We start from the raw sequence: 16,290 nt of genomic DNA on the forward strand, positions 1-16,290 counted from the left end.
AACATCCGGGACAGTCACCGGGAATTTATTTTTCGTTTATCTTTAGTTTTCTTGACACTCCCATTACTGTAGTAAGGATAATGAACAGTCCAATGTTACCTGCCAGATATGCATAATCTTTAAGGGACAGCAGAATAAATATAAACAGATAGAACAGAACAAGAATCCCGTTCAGGATCAGAGCCACCCGGGGACTTTTAATAAAACCGCGGGTAAAATACCATACAGATGCAACAATTAAAAAAGCAGATAACAGGTAAGCTCCGTTAAACCCTATTTGTTCACTTAACGCTGTAAGCAGTGAGAAGAACAGGATAAGGGCAAATGCTACGATGATGTAATGAAACAACTGCACCTTATTGTGATAAAACAGTTCCGAAAATATCAGAACCAGAAAAGTCAGGACAATAAAGAGCAAACCATATTTTACGCTGCGTAGAGATTTCTGGTAGTGATCAGCCATCAGTAAGAATTCAACTCCAATTTTTTGTTGATTAACATCATATGCCTTTCCCTTCCAGACCTGCGGAAAAGTACGGTTGAGTTCAGTTACGTTCCAAGCCGCATTAAACCCGTCTTTAGTCACGTCTCTCTCGTAAGGAAGAAAGTCCCCGTTGAATGAAGGATCGGGCCATGAAGAGCGGATGGAGATTTCAGTATTCTTTCCGACCGGTAAAAATGATAGTTCCTCCGATCCGTTAAGTTTAAGATTCATACTGAACGTCAGGTTTTCAAACATTGTATCCAGTGGCATATTGAAGGTTATACCGGATTTAAATATTTCATGATCAGCAACACCCGGCCTGGGTTCCACTTTTTTATCATTTATTTTCAGTTCAAGACTTCCTTTTATTCCCCTGTTATCGCTGATACCAAAAGTAAAATAGGCATCTTTCCATCGGATAAAATAGCCTGGCCAGGCGGAGAGATCCGGTTGGCTGAACTTTCCGTGTATGTTCAGGTCAGAGGCATAAACCACACTTTTATAAATGCTCTTTTTTCGTAATTCCGGTACAACATTACCGTTAATCATTAATTCCTCCGGCATAATGTGCAGGATGCTGTTAACCATGATATTGCCATCCTTGGTTTGTTCATAGGTGTAGACCGGAACATTTAAAACCGGACCTGACACCGTCTGATTGCCCGACCACATCTGCATAATTTCTGTTTTAGCCTGATTTGAAAAGCTGATTCTGTCGCGGATAACATCTTTAACCATCTGTAACGGAATGAGTAACATAAGGGTTATAAAACCCAAAACAGCCATTTTAAAAGAGAATGACTGATACCATTTTGTTTTGTCGTTTTTATCTTCCATAATTTATAATATTTAAAGTACTTTGAAATACAAAGTATAAGTTTAAAAAAAATCAGCTGTTGAACAGTTTCTCCAATGCGGTAATATGCGCATTGAATGCATTTAAGCCATATTCGGTAATCGAGTAGGTGGTGTTGGGTTTTCTTCCGATAAATTTCTTTTTCATCTGTATCATTTCTTCTTTTTCAAGTGCTTTAAGGTGACTGGCAAGGTTACCATCGGTAACATCCAGCAATTCCTTTAACGTGTTGAAATCAACGGTTTCATTTACGGTAAGAACGGACATGATCCCTAATCTTACCCTGCTTTCAAATGCTTTATTTAAACCTTCAATTAAACTTCCCACTACTTATATTTTTTCCACATTACAAATCCGTAAATAATATGCAGAATACCAAAACCAAAAATGGCAAAAACAAAACTATAGCCAATAAAAAACAAGGAAATTATTCCGGTTAACAATTCTGATAACCCCAGGTATTTTATCTCCCCCAGGGTATATTTTGAGGCATTTAAAAGCGCCAGTCCGTAGAAAATAAGTACAGATGAAGACACAAACATGGTTTGGTTGTGATACAACATGGCAAGAATAAACATTCCTCCGGCAATCAGTGGAATAAAAAGGTTAATTAACATGCGTTTTGCTGTTCTGGTCCAGAATGGTTTGTTTTCTTTTCTGGCCTTTCTGTAAGAAAACAACCAGGCTGTAACCAAAGCGAGTATGAGAATAACCAGTGCATCAACCAGAAGATAGTAAAGCTCTGTTCTGTTTGTACCGAAGCGGAAATAATTAAAGGAGTAGTCCAGACCTCTTGCACCCTTATCCATGATAAAAAAGTAGGCAACAGCTGAACCAAGCAATGCATAAAATCCTGCAAAAATTCCAGATAATCCGCTTAAAGTGAGGAAACGCGATGATTCCTCCATCATCTTTCGTATAATCTGAATGTCGTCCTGTTTGTCTTTCATTACATAGTACTTTGAGATGCAAAGTTAATTTATTTTTTAAATTGAAACCACAATTAACAATTTTTAAGTAATCCGGAATATTTAAACAGTGTTGTCCGGCTTAAAAACAACAATTCATAAAGATTCTTCGCTTCATTTTACTACGCTCAGAAATACAGTCTTTTAGTTTTGTACAGGACTGGCGGATGCCTGTCATTCCTTGAGAAGCGAGGAATCTCTGAAGCTTAACCGGAAAAACGAGAGATTTAATCCTTAATAGCGAAGGCAGGAATATTACTTACGCAGTTAAAGACGTTATTTTGAAGCTGTAAAGATTTATTGGAGGCTTTAATCTTTCAAAAGATTTTTACTGTGTTTAAACCCTTTAAGAATGAGTTCATTTAATTCCTCTGTTGTGCTGAAATTATTTCGGTTTCCGCAGAGCCAAAGCTCTGAGAACGGATCGGGGTCAATGATATGGTTCAGTAGCTCCTGTGGTGAAGGCGTTTGATCCAGCGCAGCATAATCTTCGAAGGTATATGAAGTGAAAGCTGTATTGGGGCCGATTCCCATATTGTCAAGAAGGTATCCGTTTTTAAGTTGAGTGGGAAGGGCAGGTTTACCGTTAAAGGTTAAATCTCCCGGTGCAGGATAGGAGATAATCCGGTCTTTGGATCCGTTTAATAATACCGGAACATATGAACTGTAATCTGCTTTTGTTTTATAGATAATTAATGGGATCGGTACGTTCATGATTTGATTTGAAGATTTGTTTGTTTTGCACGATGCAGCAATAAAGGACAACAGAATGATGAAGGCAATACGGCTTGTTTTCATTGTTTTTCGAGATATATTACTTTCCTAAAACAAAAATGGCTGGCTTTTTGTGCATTTCAGGTAGTCTCTTTCTCCATTCTGAAATACGCTTTGTCTGAATATATTCCTCCGGTGCTGAGATATCAACTGCTATACATAGTCTTAAATTCGGCGAACACATTTTCAAAAGATCCTCTGCCAGTTTGATGTTCCGGTAAGGAGCCTCAATAAACACCTGAGACTGATTCTCCTGCATGATTCTGCGTTCCAGTTCTTTTAAGCGGTTCTGTTTATCATTTGGTCTGACCGGCAGATACCCCACAAATGAGAAGTTCTGGCCATTCATGCCTGCAGCCATTACAGCCATAAGGATGGAAGAGGGGCCAACCAACGGAATAACCCGAATGTTTTTTTCATGTGCCAGGGCGACAACATCAGCCCCCGGATCAGCCACACCGGGACAACCCGCATCAGACATCAGTCCAACATCTGTCCCGTTAAGGAGTGGTTTTAAGAGTTTTGAAGCATCCTCGGGCGTTGTGTGTTCGTTTAAGAGGTAAAATGTAAGTTCATCAATATCAATGGATTTGTCCACTGTTTTTAAAAACCGCCGGGCAGTTCGCAGGTCTTCCACAATAAAGTGCTTTAAGGTTTTAATCAGTGCAATATTCTTTGCCGGAAGTACATCTTCCGGAACTGTTTCGCCCATGAGTGTTGGAAGCAAATACAAGTGTGACGCCATCTTTTTTGAACCAAAAATAAAGAATTCATTGCGAATTTACGATTCCAGAGGGTCAGGATTTCTCAAAAGCTTCAAATTATGTATCTTCGGTCTGTCTTATGAAATCCTTCTTGCTAAAAATGGCTCCCATTTGGCGGTTAAAACCGATACGGCTTTTAACCACCCTCACTGGTCAGAAACTGGTGATGCCGTTTTATCATGCTGTGGAAGATAATCCCAGGCCACACCTGATGCATGCGTATAGTGTAAAATCCTCAAAAGAATTTGAAAGTGATCTGGATGCGCTTTTACGACACTTTGAACCTGTTGATACAGATACACTGATCCGTTTGACTGTAAATGGTGAAAAGCCTTCAAAACCCTCATTCTGGCTTTCATTTGACGATGGTCTCAGCAGTTTCTATGCCGTTGCAGCACCGGTTTTAAAACGCAAGGGCATACCTGCTGCCTGTTTTATAAACACTGCGTTTATTGATAACAAAGATTTATTTTACAGATATAAAGCAAGCCTGCTGACAGAATCAGCAGATCAGTTAGATAACCATACCGTAAAAAACATAGCAGAGAAATTAAAGGTTAAGTCAGACAGCAGCGAAATAAAAAACCGTATTCAGCGGATTCGGTATAAGGAAAAAAAACTGCTTGATGAAATCGCCGGAATGATGGGATTTAATTTTGCTGCATTTCTGAATAACGAACAGCCATATCTCACATTTGAGCAGATAAAATCGCTTATCGATGATGGATTTACAATTGGGGCACACAGTGTGGATCATCCCAGGTTTAGCGAAATATCCATGGATGAACAGCTGAAACAGACGGAATTGTCGGTAAGTGAACTGAAAACAAAATTTAATGTTGAACCGGTTTTATTTTCATTTCCTTTCACCGACGATGGAATTACAACCGGTTTTTTCAACCGGATCAAAGAAAATCCCGGGTCACCGGTTCTGACCTTTGGGACAGCCGGTATGAAATGGGATCAGATATCTTCCAACTTACAACGCATTCCTATGGAGTTCAATCATGCCTCAGCGTTGGATATTGTAAGAATGGAATATGTGTACTATGTTTTAAAATCGTTTGCTGGTAAGAACCTTCTTAAAAGGAACTAAACCTTATCCAGAACGCGTTTTAATATATCTCCTACATCTGTAGCAAAGGAATTTAGCTTAGGATTATCAATGGCCTGCATTGTGGCTACCGGATTTATGGCAGCAATCTCTGTCTTTTCATTGTCGAGACGTTGAACAATAAAGTTGCAGGGCAGCATTGTACCGAGCTTGTCATCTTCCTGAAGCGCTTCGTATGCAAACTTCGGATTACAGGCCCCCAAAATTTTATAAGGCCGAAAATAAACATCCAGTTTTTCATGGAATTTCTCCTGCACATCCATCTCGGTCACAATACCAAAACCTTCTGGCTTTAGTTCAGCTTTGAGTTTTTCAATTGTATCCTCAAATGAGTAATCAACGGTTTTTGAATAATAGTATTTCATAATTTTTTTGACTTTAACGTTTAACCAAATCAAATTACAATATGTTCAGGAAGTTAACAACTTGTCAGGTAAATTAACTAACACGAATAACATTTCAGATAAAATGTATCACTTAATATTGATTATTTTGTGATACTTCTGTGATGAACTGTTCCTAACTTTGTTCTGTTTTAGAATAAAAACAATGGATAAAGTACTTATAATTGAGGATGATAAGGATATTTCAGAACTCATCTCAATTCATGTAGGTGATATGAATTTTGAAGTGGACAAGGCCTATGATGGTAAGGATGGTCTTATGAAAGCCCTGAATAATGCCTATAAATGTATTTTGCTGGATATTCGGTTGCCGTTGATGGATGGCTTCGAAGTTTGCAAAAGAATCAGGCAGGAAAAAATCAACACCCCCGTTTTAATGCTGACATCCAAATCGGAAGAGATCGATAAGGTTCTTGGTCTTGAAATTGGTGCAGACGATTACATTACCAAACCTTTTAGCATCAGAGAACTTATTGCACGGATAAAAGCTGTACTGCGACGGATTGAGATGACGCAAAAGGTTTCGGAGGAAAATGACCTGGAGATTAAAAGTGGTAATTTGTATATCAATGAAGCCAAACGGATAGTGGAAATCAACAGTAAAAGGGTGGAGCTCAGTCCCAAGGAATTTGATTTATTACTGTTGCTGGCTTCCAATCCGGGTAAAACCTTTTCAAGGATGACCCTTTTAAACCAGGTTTGGGGCTATGAATTTGAAGGCTTTGAGCATACTGTTAATTCTCACATTAACCGGCTGCGAACTAAAATTGAAGCTAATCTGAACAAACCGGAATACATTTTAACAACCTGGGGCGTGGGCTATAAATTCAGAGAAGACTAATATGACTCAGACAAGAACACAAAATGAGATAAAGCAACCGGGCGTATTCAGCCGTTTATTCTGGCAGTTGTCAGCAATTTTTTTGATTGTGCTGGTATTTTTTGCTGCCATTGTACTTTATATTTCAGTGCAGTCAGCCCGAAGTTATTCAGAAGAGGTAAACCAGAAACTAAACCGGGAACTGGCAACTAATATGCTGGGAGTGATTCAGCCTCTTGTTGCAAAAGACAGTCTGAATAAAGAGGCACTTGGAGACATCATGCATTCCATGATGGTTGTTAATCCAAGTATTGAGGTATATATCTTAAACCCGGATGGAAAGATTCTTAGCTATGTTGCCCCCGATAAAGTTGTAAAACTGGATAATGTTTCCCTGGATCCGGTAAAAAAATTTCTGAAGGACAGTTCAAGGGGTATTATTCTGGGAGATGATCCAAGAAATCCCGGCGAATCCAAAATTTTTTCTGCAACACAGATCATCGAAAATAATGAACTGATCGGTTACATATACATTGTTCTTGCCAGTCAGGAATATGCTTCGGCGTCTCATACCGTAATCGGAAGCTATATCCTGGGGGTATCTATAAGATCGATGGTTGTTATATTGCTGATTGCTGCTGTTACAGGTTTGGTTGGTTTTTGGTTCCTTACAAAAAAACTAAAAAGTATAACCAAAGGCATCCAGGCTTTCAGAGCAGGAGAATATGATGCAAGGATTGATGTAAAAGATAACAGTGAATTGGATCGCATTGGATTGGTTTTCAATGAAATGGCTGATACCATAGAGAAGAATATTGAAGAACTCAAGGGCGTTGATAACCTCCGGAAAGAATTAATCAGCAATGTATCGCATGACTTACGCACTCCCGTGGCCTCCATTCAGGGCTATGCCGAAACCTTGATGCTGAAACAGGGAAAACTAAAACCGGAGGATGAAAGAAAATACCTTGAAACTATTGTGAAAAGCAGTGAAAGGTTAAAAAAACTGGTTTTTGAACTGTTTGAATTATCAAAGCTTGAAACCAATCAGATAAAGCCGGATTTTGAGCCTTTGGTAATCGGTGAACTGGTGTCTGATATTGCCGCAAAATTCCGGATCATTTCACAAAAGAAAGGGGTAAGTATAAATACAATCCTATCCGGCGATTTACCGTTGGTGGAAGCAGATATTTCCCTTCTTGAAAGAGCGCTTCAGAACCTGATTGATAATGCCATTAAGTTTTGTAAAGATGGTGATACGATTAATATAGAAGTTGATATGAAAAGTCAGGAGAAGGTACAGGTCCGAATTTCGGATTCGGGACAGGGGATAAAGCAGGAAGATATTCCACATATTTTTGACAGGTATTATAAAAGTCATGAACATGCGGACAGTACCGGTCTTGGCCTGGCAATTGTGAAAAAGATAATGGAACTGCATCATTCTGATATTAAAGTTGTAAGTCAGTACGGTAAAGGCACAAGCTTTTCATTTAATCTGCCGGTGGCTGAAATGGCGTAAGATACCGCTAATTCAGCCTGTCAGTTTTTTTAAAAACAGATAGCGCCTCAACATCAATTGTGGCAATTCGGGTCCGTTTACCTCTTCAGTTTAAAAACAGGAATCTACCGGGAGATGATATGCAATAATTTATTTCCTTTGTATATTATGCAAAAGACAATACGATTTTACCATATCATTTTAACCATATTATGCTTTTCAGGAATTCAGATTTCGGCTCAGAAACCTGAGTATGATCTGCAGTTTTATGGTTTTGGCGATAACCGTGAATATGACGGATATGAAAATGCCATATCACAAACCATGCTGGGCGAGCGCACCAGCTTTGCCCTGGGGACTACACTTGACGGGATTCACCGGTTCCGTGTTGGTATAGATCACCTCTTTGAATTTGGTAGCGGACTTGATGAACAACTCCCAAAACTAATTGCCTACTATCAGTATGACGATGATAAAAAAACATTTTATTTTGGAGCCTTCCCACGGATGAAGCATATTGATTTCCCTTTGGCATTAATTACCGATACGTTTAATTATTACCGTCCGAATATTGAAGGTTTTTATGCCGATTACCGCTGGAGTTGGGGGCATCAGGGGGGCTTTGTGGACTGGACAAGCCGGCAGACTGATGATCGCAGAGAAACATTTATGGCAGCTTTAAGTGGTGAAATAAGGAGTGGTTCTTTCTTTTTTCAGAACTACATCACGCTTTTTCACTATGCTGGGCGTGGAATAAAACGTGATAATGAGTTTGTTGAAGACAATTTAGCGCTGGCACTGTATGCCGGATCCGATCTTAACAAGGTACTGCCCTTGCAGGCGGGATATGTCAGGGCAGGTATTCTGGAATCAACATACAGAAACAGGGGACAAAGTGATGCTTTTCAGAATGCCTGGAGTTTTATAGCAGAAGTGTATGGTGAAATAAAGTATTTTGCCTTAAGAGTTAATTTTAAACAAGGTGACGGACTCCATATTACAAACGGAGACCGGTATTATGATCTTGAAAATTACCTGAGGACTGATATCATATGGAAATTTCTTCAAAACGATCATGTTGAAGGTCGCTTTAACCTGTCTTTTCATCTGCTCGATTTTTCTGTTCTGGATCAGTCACAACAACTTTCATTGGTTTACAGGTTTGGAAAATAGTTGATGTGCAACCTTTTTTTGTGCGCCTTACTCTATAGTACAAAATCAGAATAAATGAAACAAAGAATATTTATCATATTCGTTATGACCGTTTTAATTGCGGCCTGTACAGAAAGGGAACCTATTGGGAAATGGGATGATATAATAAAACTTTCAACTAAATCTTTGAATTTCAGTTCTAATGGTGATTCTGCTACTATAACCACTGAAGGTACTTGGTGGTGGATAACGGATGTAGCCGTGGATACGGCATGGTTTTATAATTTTGATGTGAATCAGGAATCTTTAACCGAATATGTTATTCAGGACAGTTGCTTTTATCTGGAAAGAAAGGACGCAAAGAATCTCTTTATCAGAATTGATCCAAATCCGACAGATTTAAGCCGAATAATAAGAATAGGACTGGAAGCAGGAGACTATTTTGATGGGATAACAATTACACAGAACGGAAAATAAAACTGAGAACCTATTTGGGTTCCCAGTAACAACGTTTAGGTGATACAATAGCATCATCTGTTTTAAGCTCTTTCATCGCTTTATCCACATCTTTTTTATCCAGACCTGCAGCATCTGCAATTTCTCCAGCTTTTAACGGTTTTCCGGCGGCCTTAAGCACTTCTAAAACTTTTTCTTTGCTCATAATCGTAATCTTAAATTTAAAAACGAAAGATAATTTATAATTCATTTTCTTCAAAATTTCACTTCACCGTTTTATTTAGGCTTTGTAATGTTAAAATCTTTATGTCAGGGGGTGTCTTCGTTTAACGAAGTTTAAAATCAACTTAAATCGGATAAAAAAAATTAATTTTAAGGGTATGTGCGGTTTTAATCTGTTATTCAGGGTGATTATGTAAAATGATAAACGTTTTTCGTTGCATCATGTCACGATTGAAAACATCCAAACAGCGTTACATTTTTCAGGACTCACTTCCCGAAATCATTTCTGTACACCATATATTAAACGTACTACGATTCAACCTTTGGTGTGAATACGGTATAAAAATTCTCCACTATGAAACATTTTGACATTGAAGCATTTAAGAAGATGACTGTTGATGAGGTATATGAAAACCTTGAAGCAAAAGAAAGCGGCCTCACAGATGATCAGGTAAAAGAACGTGCAAAAGAATTTGGCCCAAATGAGTTAAGCGAAAAGAAAGTAAATCCACTGTTAAAATTTCTGGGATATTTTTGGGGACCCATTCCCTGGATGATCGAGGTGGCCGCAATATTATCGGCTGTTATTCATCACTGGGAAGATTTCTGGATCATATTTGTTTTGTTGTTGCTGAACGCTGTAGTTGGGTTCTGGCAGGAGTTTAAAGCAGATGATGCCATCAGTCAGTTGAAGAAAAAACTGGCCCTTAAGGCACGCGTATTCAGAAACGGGAAGTGGGGAGAGGTGGCATCAGCGGAACTTGTGCCAGGTGATATGGTCAGACTCAGACTTGGTGATATTATACCTGCAGATGTAAAACTGGTAAAAGGAGATTATTTAACCATTGACGAATCTGCTTTAACCGGTGAATCATTACCGGTTGAAAAACACAGGAATGATGTGGCCTATTCCGGATCTATTATCCGCCAGGGAGAAATGGACGGTATAGTCGTGGCAACCGGTCAGAATACATATTTCGGGAAAACGGCAAAGCTTGTTGCTGAAGCTAAAACAATCAGTCACTTTCAGAAAGCAGTCATTAAAATCGGCCACTATCTTATTGTTCTGGCAGCCATTATGATTGCCATTATTTTTCTGTTGTCGCTTTACAGGCACGAGGACTTCCTGGATACACTGCAATTTGCGCTGGTTCTGACGATTGCAGCTATTCCGGTAGCTCTTCCTGCTGTTTTATCTGTAACAATGGCTGTTGGAGCTTCAGTTTTAGCTAAAAAGAAAGCTATTGTAAGTAAACTGGTTGCTATTGAGGAGATGGCAGGAATGGATGTCCTTTGTTCAGATAAAACCGGCACCATCACAAAAAACGAGTTGACACTGTCTGAAGTCAGACCCCTGGGAAAATATAAACCGGAGGATGTTTTGCTGTATGGATCACTGGCATCACGAGAGGAGGACAAGGATCCCATTGATACAGCCATTATCAACGATGCAATGGCTGATGATACCGTCAGAAAATTATTTGAAGGCTGCCATGTTATTGATTTTAAGCCTTTTGATCCCGTAATAAAACGGAGTGAAGCAAGTGTGTCTATTCCGGTTAAAGGAAATGTTTCAGTTGCAAAAGGAGCACCTCAGGTCATTCTTAACCTGTTATCAGAAAAATCGGCAAAAACTATATCTGGAGCAGTCAATGATCAAATCGATGAATTTGCTTCAAAAGGATTCAGGGCATTGGGCGTAGCTTTAAAGGAAGAGAAAAGTGACTGGGAATACGTAGGATTGATTCCGCTTTTTGACCCGCCAAGGGAAGATTCTGCTGATACCATTGCCATGGCAGAAAAAATGGGTGTTAGTGTAAAAATGATCACCGGAGATCATCTGGCTATTGCCAGGCAGACCGCCCGCAAGGTTAATCTTGGGGATCATATAAGCGAGGCGACGGAATTTTTGGATAAACCGGATAATGAGGCTATTGGAATCATCGAGAAATCAGATGGATTTGCACAGGTTTTCCCCGAACACAAATACCGGATTGTTGAGTTGTTGCAGCAGCAAAAACATATTGTAGGTATGACTGGTGATGGTGTAAATGATGCTCCGGCGCTTAAAAAGGCAGATGCAGGTTTGGCTGTAGCCGGGGCTACAGATGCTGCAAAATCAGCAGCAGATATTGTCATGACATCACCAGGCCTTTCTGTTTTAATTGATGCCATAAAGGAGAGCAGAAAGATCTTCCAGCGCATGAACAGTTATGCCATATACAGGATTGCAGAAACGATCAGGGTTTTGTTCTTTATCACACTGGCCATCATCGCCTTTAATTTTTATCCAATTACGGCCATAATGATCGTATTACTGGCACTGTTTAATGATGCTCCGATCATGGCTATCGCATACGATAATGTAAGGTACTCCAATGAACCCGAACGTTGGAACATGAGAGTCATTCTGAGTATGGCGACATTTTTGGGTATTATTGGTGTAATCAGCTCCTTCGGTATATTTTATATCGGACAACAGGTTCTCGATCTGACCAAGGATCAGATTCAGACATTTATTTTTCTGAAGCTGGCAATTGCCGGGCACCTGACGATTTTCCTGACCCGGACCAAAGGTCCGTTCTGGTCCATAAAACCGAGTGCAACGATGTTCTGGGCGGCAGTCATTACAAAAATACTCGCCACGTTTGTGGCTGTTTATGGCTGGTTCATTACACCAATATCATGGACACTGGCTCTTTATATCTGGGGTTATGCCATTGCAGCATTTTTAATTACAGACTTTTTGAAAGTAAGAATATACAAGGTACTGGATCATGAAGATATGATCTTTAAGAAATAGCTCAACCATAGAGTCTTGGTTAACATTTGGACAGGTCCCGGCTGACTCATTTTGCCGGGACTTTTTAATTGCCTTTAGCTGTTATTTTTTATAACTTTATCCTACCTTTCATTAATTTATTGAACCATGAAAAAGATTTTATTTGCCATTTGTTTTTTAGGATTAGTTCGTTCATCCGTATATCCACAGGATTATGATAGAATTATATATGTTTGGGATACAATTACATTTGAAAAGCCTTATGAATATTTGGAAGTTGATACATCATCGCAAAATATCTGGCAAATAGGCCAACCTCAGAAATCTATCTTTGAAAGTGCTTATAGTGGGAAAAATGTAATTGTAACTGATACAGTAAAATCTTATCCGGCAAATAACTACTCTTATTTTGACATAAAAATTGGAAGGTTTAATTATCCTGACTACTATCCATATGATTTATTTATTGAATTCAAACAAAAATATGATACAGATACCTTAAAAGATGGGGGGTATATAACAATATCTTATGACAATGGTAAAAGCTGGTTAAATGTTTTTAAGGATACTTCATATTTTTTTAATGAAACACCAAGGAGTCTTTATAATGGATATTATGAGTATATGACAACTAAATTAACAAATGAAGAGATTGGATTCAGTGGAAATTCTCAGAGTTGGCAAAACATAATTTTAGCATGGTATGTACTTCCAGCTGGATTAAAAACTATGAAGTTCGATGCAATGGATACATTAATCATTCGCTTTAATTTTATCAGTGATAGCGTGGATACTGGCAAAGAAGGATGGATGATTGATGATATTAAGTTGTATTCCGTGGATTTAGGTAATAATATTGAGTATAATGATCTGAAAGAAATAATAACAATCTATCCCAATCCATCTTCTGGCATTCTGAATATTCGTCTGAAGGCTGTATACAAAAAGATACAGGTTGATGTTTATGACCTGACAGGAAAAATGGTATTGAACGAAATTTTTAACGATAAATACGAAGTGGCGCTTTCCGTCAATAACTTATTACCGGGGACTTATATCATAAAAGTAAATCCAGACAATGAAATCTCAGCATTAAAATACATTGTGGTGCAATAATTGAACATGATTATGTTATTCAATTTGTTGTTTTAGTTAAATTTGATTGTTGATCCATATTGATTAACTTTCTGAAGTAATTTCTGAAGTATGAGAAGTATATTTCTTTTGGGCTGTTTTTTAGCTTATTCCCTTTTTTTTAATGCACAGTCAGTACCTGTTTTGAATGATGCAAACGGTTTTAGCGATAAAACTATAAAAATATCAGACGATGTAAGCCTTATTCGAATCTCGGATGATGCCTATATCCATGTTTCTTTTTCTAAGGTAGAGGGGTATGGCAGGGTAGGTGCCAATGGATTAGTATTAACCGATAAGGGCAAAGCTTTTCTTTTTGATTCTCCCTGGAACGATGCACAAACAGAAATTCTGCTGAATTACCTGAAAGATTCTTTGCATTTAAAAGTAGTCGGTTTTGTTCCTAATCACTGGCATGAAGACTGTATGGGTGGATTACAGTATATTCAGGATCAGCACATCCTGTCGTATGCCAATGAACAAACCAGGGAGATTTGCCATGAAAAAGGACTTCCAGTTCCTTTGTTTGGATTCAGGGATTCTTTGTTTTTAGAATTCGGGAGCAAAACAATAAAATGTTTTTACCTTGGTGCTGCTCATTCACTTGATAACATTGTGGTCTGGATTCCTTCGGAACAAATTTTATTCCCCGGATGTATTGTTAAAAGTCTAAATTCCCGAAACCTTGGCAATACAGCTGATGGTGACCTGAACGCATATCCTGAAACGATCAGAAAACTTCAGAAGCAGTTTTCCGAGGCAAAAATTGTTATTCCCGGACACGGACAATATGGTGGAATGGAATTGATTAAGCATACCCTGGAACTGGCAAACGAAAAGATGGAATGATGAAATTTTAAATCATTTCTGTAACTTTGGTATATGAAGAAAAAAACACGTTACATATCAAGATTAATAAAACAATCAGTGAATCATATTGACCCAAATGCCGAGGTGATTTTATATGGATCAAGGGCAAGGGGAGACGAGAGGCCTGATTCTGATTGGGATATTTTGGTATTAACAAATTATAATCCTGATGTTTTAGCAGAAAGAAAATTCAGAACAGTTCTTTATGAATTGGAATTAACTACCGGAGAATCTTTTTCACTTTTTGTGTATTCCAAAAGCGATTGGACGAATGTTCAAAATAAAACCCCATTTTTTATGAATGTAAGTCAGGAGGGAATTAATATATGACGGATGAAGAAAGAATCCAGTATGTTAAATACAGAATTTCATCTGCCTGGCAGACTTATGAAGCTGCTAACGTTTTAGCTGAGAAAGGTTTTTGGAATTCCGCTGTAAACAGGTTGTATTATTCTCTTTTTTATGCTGTTAATGCGTTACTTGTTTTACATGAAATTCAAACAAAGTCACATTCGTCTACTAAAAGCCAGTTTTCATTACATTTTGTAAAAACAGGGGTATTTGATAAAAAATATGGTTTGCTTTTGTCTGAACTTTTTGATTGGAGGCAGAAGGGGGATTATGAAAATATTTTTGATTATGATAATGAATCGGTTAAACCTTTGTTTGATCCGGTGAAAGAAATGATAGATTTAATTGAAGCGGAAATAGCCAAATCAATAAAGTGAATCATATTTCTTATAAAAATCTAAATGGCACTCCATCACGCAGCATTTTATATTTCCAATAACGATAATAAGGAGCAGTTGATAGATGATCTGTTTAAAGGACGCATCTTAAAACCCCTTTCAGAATTAAAAGGCGAGCTTTTCTCTGATATTACCCTGAAAAAAATAATTGCTGAGGAAATCAGACACGAACATTTCGGGATCATTCAAAGTCCTAAGAACAGTTTTCAGAAATACTCGGAAGGTGAAAAGAAGAAATTATTGTTGCAGTGGATTATCGATCAGGAGCCGGATTACATCATTGTAGATAATATTTTTGATCATCTGGATGTAGCTTCACAGGAAAGCATTGCAAAAAGGCTTATTGAGTTAAGCCAAAGAGTTGTAGTTATTCAGATCGCCAACCGGAAGGATGATATTTTGTCTTTTATTGGTAAAATATATGTTGATACTGATGGAACTTTTACAAAATACGACAGATCTGTTATTAATAACCCAGACAGTACCATGTATTTTGTGAATGCTGTTCCACAACCAATCCAGACTTATTCGGATTTCGATAATCCCTTGATAGAATTTAAAAACGTCAATGTATCATACGATGGACGCCCAATTGTTAAAGACATAAACTGGCGTATTAACCAGGGAGATTTCTGGCAACTCATGGGGCCTAATGGTTCCGGTAAAAGCACATTGTTATCATTGATTAATGGCCACAATTCCAAAGCATACGGACAGGATATTACCCTGTTTGGTTTGAAAAAGGGGAGTGGCGAAAGCATCTGGGAAATTCGCAAAAAAATCGGATACTTTTCGTCGGATATGGCTCAACAGTTTTCCCGAATGGATTCCGTAGAACACATGATAATTTCAGGTTTTCTGGATTCCATAGGATTATATGTTAAGCCAACAGATATTCAACGGGAAAGAGCTCAGGAATGGATGAACCTGCTAAGAATGGGGCATCTGAAAAAGAGGTATTTTCAGAAACTTTCATTTGGTCAGCAGCGTTTGGTTTTACTGGCCAGAGCCATGGTTAAACATCCGCCTTTACTTATTCTGGATGAACCAACCGTTGGACTGGATGATGAAAACGTTATGTTATTTAATCAACTGATTAATAAAATTGCAGAAGAGACTTCTACGACCATTTTGTTTGTATCACACCGCAAAGAAGCCGGACTGGTGCCAATACAGATTTATGAGTTGTTTCCGGGAGATGAAGGATCGATTGGCAGATCAAGAAAGTAATATCCGTTTC

18 protein-coding genes are annotated in these 16,290 nt (G+C 38.3%); 11 read left to right on the forward strand and 7 right to left on the reverse strand.

Annotated elements, in window-relative coordinates; all coding sequences use genetic code 11:
- Positions 1 to 25: 25 nt before the first annotated feature.
- From creD to ACE1EF_RS00645, 5 genes are all read right to left on the reverse strand, one after another.
- Positions 26 to 1,321, reverse strand: a complete 1,296-nt coding sequence (gene creD, locus ACE1EF_RS00625) for a cell envelope integrity protein CreD (RefSeq protein WP_375718659.1) — start codon at positions 1,319 to 1,321, stop codon at positions 26 to 28.
- Between the two features lie 52 nt (positions 1,322 to 1,373).
- Positions 1,374 to 1,667, reverse strand: a complete 294-nt coding sequence (locus tag ACE1EF_RS00630) for a winged helix-turn-helix domain-containing protein (protein WP_375718660.1) — start codon at positions 1,665 to 1,667, stop codon at positions 1,374 to 1,376.
- Positions 1,667 to 2,290 (reverse strand): hypothetical protein, encoded by a 624-nt coding sequence (locus ACE1EF_RS00635; protein ID WP_375718661.1) that lies wholly within the window; start codon positions 2,288 to 2,290, stop codon positions 1,667 to 1,669. The genes ACE1EF_RS00630 and ACE1EF_RS00635 overlap by 1 nt, the downstream gene beginning before the upstream one ends.
- A 327-nt stretch (positions 2,291 to 2,617) precedes the next feature.
- Positions 2,618 to 3,022, reverse strand: coding sequence for a hypothetical protein (locus ACE1EF_RS00640; RefSeq protein WP_375718662.1), 405 nt, complete (start codon positions 3,020 to 3,022; stop codon positions 2,618 to 2,620).
- 100 nt (positions 3,023 to 3,122) lie between these two features.
- Positions 3,123 to 3,827 carry an SAM-dependent methyltransferase gene (locus ACE1EF_RS00645; RefSeq protein ID WP_375718663.1) on the reverse strand — a complete coding sequence of 235 codons (705 nt, stop codon included), beginning with the start codon at positions 3,825 to 3,827 and terminating at the stop codon, positions 3,123 to 3,125.
- 119 nt (positions 3,828 to 3,946) lie between these two features.
- Between ACE1EF_RS00645 and ACE1EF_RS00650 the strand changes: the two genes are divergently transcribed.
- Complete coding sequence (locus tag ACE1EF_RS00650) at positions 3,947 to 4,942, forward strand: polysaccharide deacetylase family protein (protein WP_375718664.1); 996 nt, start codon at positions 3,947 to 3,949, stop codon at positions 4,940 to 4,942.
- Here the strand turns inward: ACE1EF_RS00650 and ACE1EF_RS00655 are convergent.
- A complete protein-coding gene (locus ACE1EF_RS00655; protein ID WP_375718665.1) occupies positions 4,939 to 5,325 on the reverse strand; it encodes a DUF302 domain-containing protein in 387 nt (128 codons plus the stop codon). The two genes, ACE1EF_RS00650 and ACE1EF_RS00655, sit on opposite strands and share 4 nt — an antisense overlap.
- Before the next feature lie 184 nt (positions 5,326 to 5,509).
- On the opposite strand from ACE1EF_RS00655, the gene ACE1EF_RS00660 reads away from it, so the two are divergent.
- The 4 genes from ACE1EF_RS00660 to ACE1EF_RS00675 all read left to right on the forward strand — a co-directional run bounded on the left by ACE1EF_RS00660 (position 5,510) and on the right by ACE1EF_RS00675 (position 9,314).
- On the forward strand, positions 5,510 to 6,205 hold the full coding sequence (locus ACE1EF_RS00660) for a response regulator transcription factor (RefSeq protein ID WP_375718666.1): 696 nt from the start codon (positions 5,510 to 5,512) through the stop codon (positions 6,203 to 6,205).
- A gap of 1 nt (position 6,206) precedes the next feature.
- Positions 6,207 to 7,706: a sensor histidine kinase gene (locus ACE1EF_RS00665; protein WP_375718667.1), complete on the forward strand. Its 1,500-nt coding sequence runs from the start codon at positions 6,207 to 6,209 to the stop codon at positions 7,704 to 7,706.
- Between the two features lie 147 nt (positions 7,707 to 7,853).
- Positions 7,854 to 8,858: a hypothetical protein gene (locus ACE1EF_RS00670; RefSeq protein WP_375718668.1), complete on the forward strand. Its 1,005-nt coding sequence runs from the start codon at positions 7,854 to 7,856 to the stop codon at positions 8,856 to 8,858.
- Between the two features lie 54 nt (positions 8,859 to 8,912).
- Complete coding sequence (locus tag ACE1EF_RS00675) at positions 8,913 to 9,314, forward strand: hypothetical protein (RefSeq protein ID WP_375718669.1); 402 nt, start codon at positions 8,913 to 8,915, stop codon at positions 9,312 to 9,314.
- 10 nt (positions 9,315 to 9,324) lie between these two features.
- Here ACE1EF_RS00675 and ACE1EF_RS00680 read toward each other — a convergent pair whose 3' ends face one another.
- Positions 9,325 to 9,498 carry a hypothetical protein gene (locus ACE1EF_RS00680; RefSeq protein WP_375718670.1) on the reverse strand — a complete coding sequence of 58 codons (174 nt, stop codon included), beginning with the start codon at positions 9,496 to 9,498 and terminating at the stop codon, positions 9,325 to 9,327.
- A 372-nt stretch (positions 9,499 to 9,870) separates the two neighbouring features.
- On the opposite strand from ACE1EF_RS00680, the gene ACE1EF_RS00685 reads away from it, so the two are divergent.
- The 6 genes from ACE1EF_RS00685 to ACE1EF_RS00710 all read left to right on the forward strand — a co-directional run bounded on the left by ACE1EF_RS00685 (position 9,871) and on the right by ACE1EF_RS00710 (position 16,280).
- Complete coding sequence (locus tag ACE1EF_RS00685; RefSeq protein WP_375718671.1) at positions 9,871 to 12,318, forward strand: plasma-membrane proton-efflux P-type ATPase; 2,448 nt, start codon at positions 9,871 to 9,873, stop codon at positions 12,316 to 12,318.
- Positions 12,319 to 12,444: 126 nt separating this feature from the next.
- The gene (locus ACE1EF_RS00690; protein WP_375718672.1) at positions 12,445 to 13,413 is read left to right on the forward strand and encodes a T9SS type A sorting domain-containing protein; all 969 of its coding nucleotides are present in this window, start codon (positions 12,445 to 12,447) and stop codon (positions 13,411 to 13,413) included.
- 90 nt (positions 13,414 to 13,503) lie between these two features.
- The gene (gene bla, locus ACE1EF_RS00695; protein ID WP_375718673.1) at positions 13,504 to 14,280 is read left to right on the forward strand and encodes a subclass B1 metallo-beta-lactamase; all 777 of its coding nucleotides are present in this window, start codon (positions 13,504 to 13,506) and stop codon (positions 14,278 to 14,280) included.
- A gap of 33 nt (positions 14,281 to 14,313) precedes the next feature.
- The gene (locus ACE1EF_RS00700; RefSeq protein ID WP_375718674.1) at positions 14,314 to 14,631 is read left to right on the forward strand and encodes a nucleotidyltransferase domain-containing protein; all 318 of its coding nucleotides are present in this window, start codon (positions 14,314 to 14,316) and stop codon (positions 14,629 to 14,631) included.
- Positions 14,628 to 15,029 (forward strand): HEPN domain-containing protein, encoded by a 402-nt coding sequence (locus ACE1EF_RS00705; RefSeq protein WP_375718675.1) that lies wholly within the window; start codon positions 14,628 to 14,630, stop codon positions 15,027 to 15,029. The genes ACE1EF_RS00700 and ACE1EF_RS00705 overlap by 4 nt, the downstream gene beginning before the upstream one ends.
- A 24-nt stretch (positions 15,030 to 15,053) precedes the next feature.
- The gene (locus tag ACE1EF_RS00710; RefSeq protein ID WP_375718676.1) at positions 15,054 to 16,280 is read left to right on the forward strand and encodes an ATP-binding cassette domain-containing protein; all 1,227 of its coding nucleotides are present in this window, start codon (positions 15,054 to 15,056) and stop codon (positions 16,278 to 16,280) included.
- The last annotated feature ends 10 nt before the right edge of the window (positions 16,281 to 16,290 follow it).

The sequence above is a fragment of the Quyinboa sediminis genome (assembly GCF_042219855.1).
GTDB lineage: Bacteria > Bacteroidota > Bacteroidia > Bacteroidales > UBA5342 > JBHJHP01.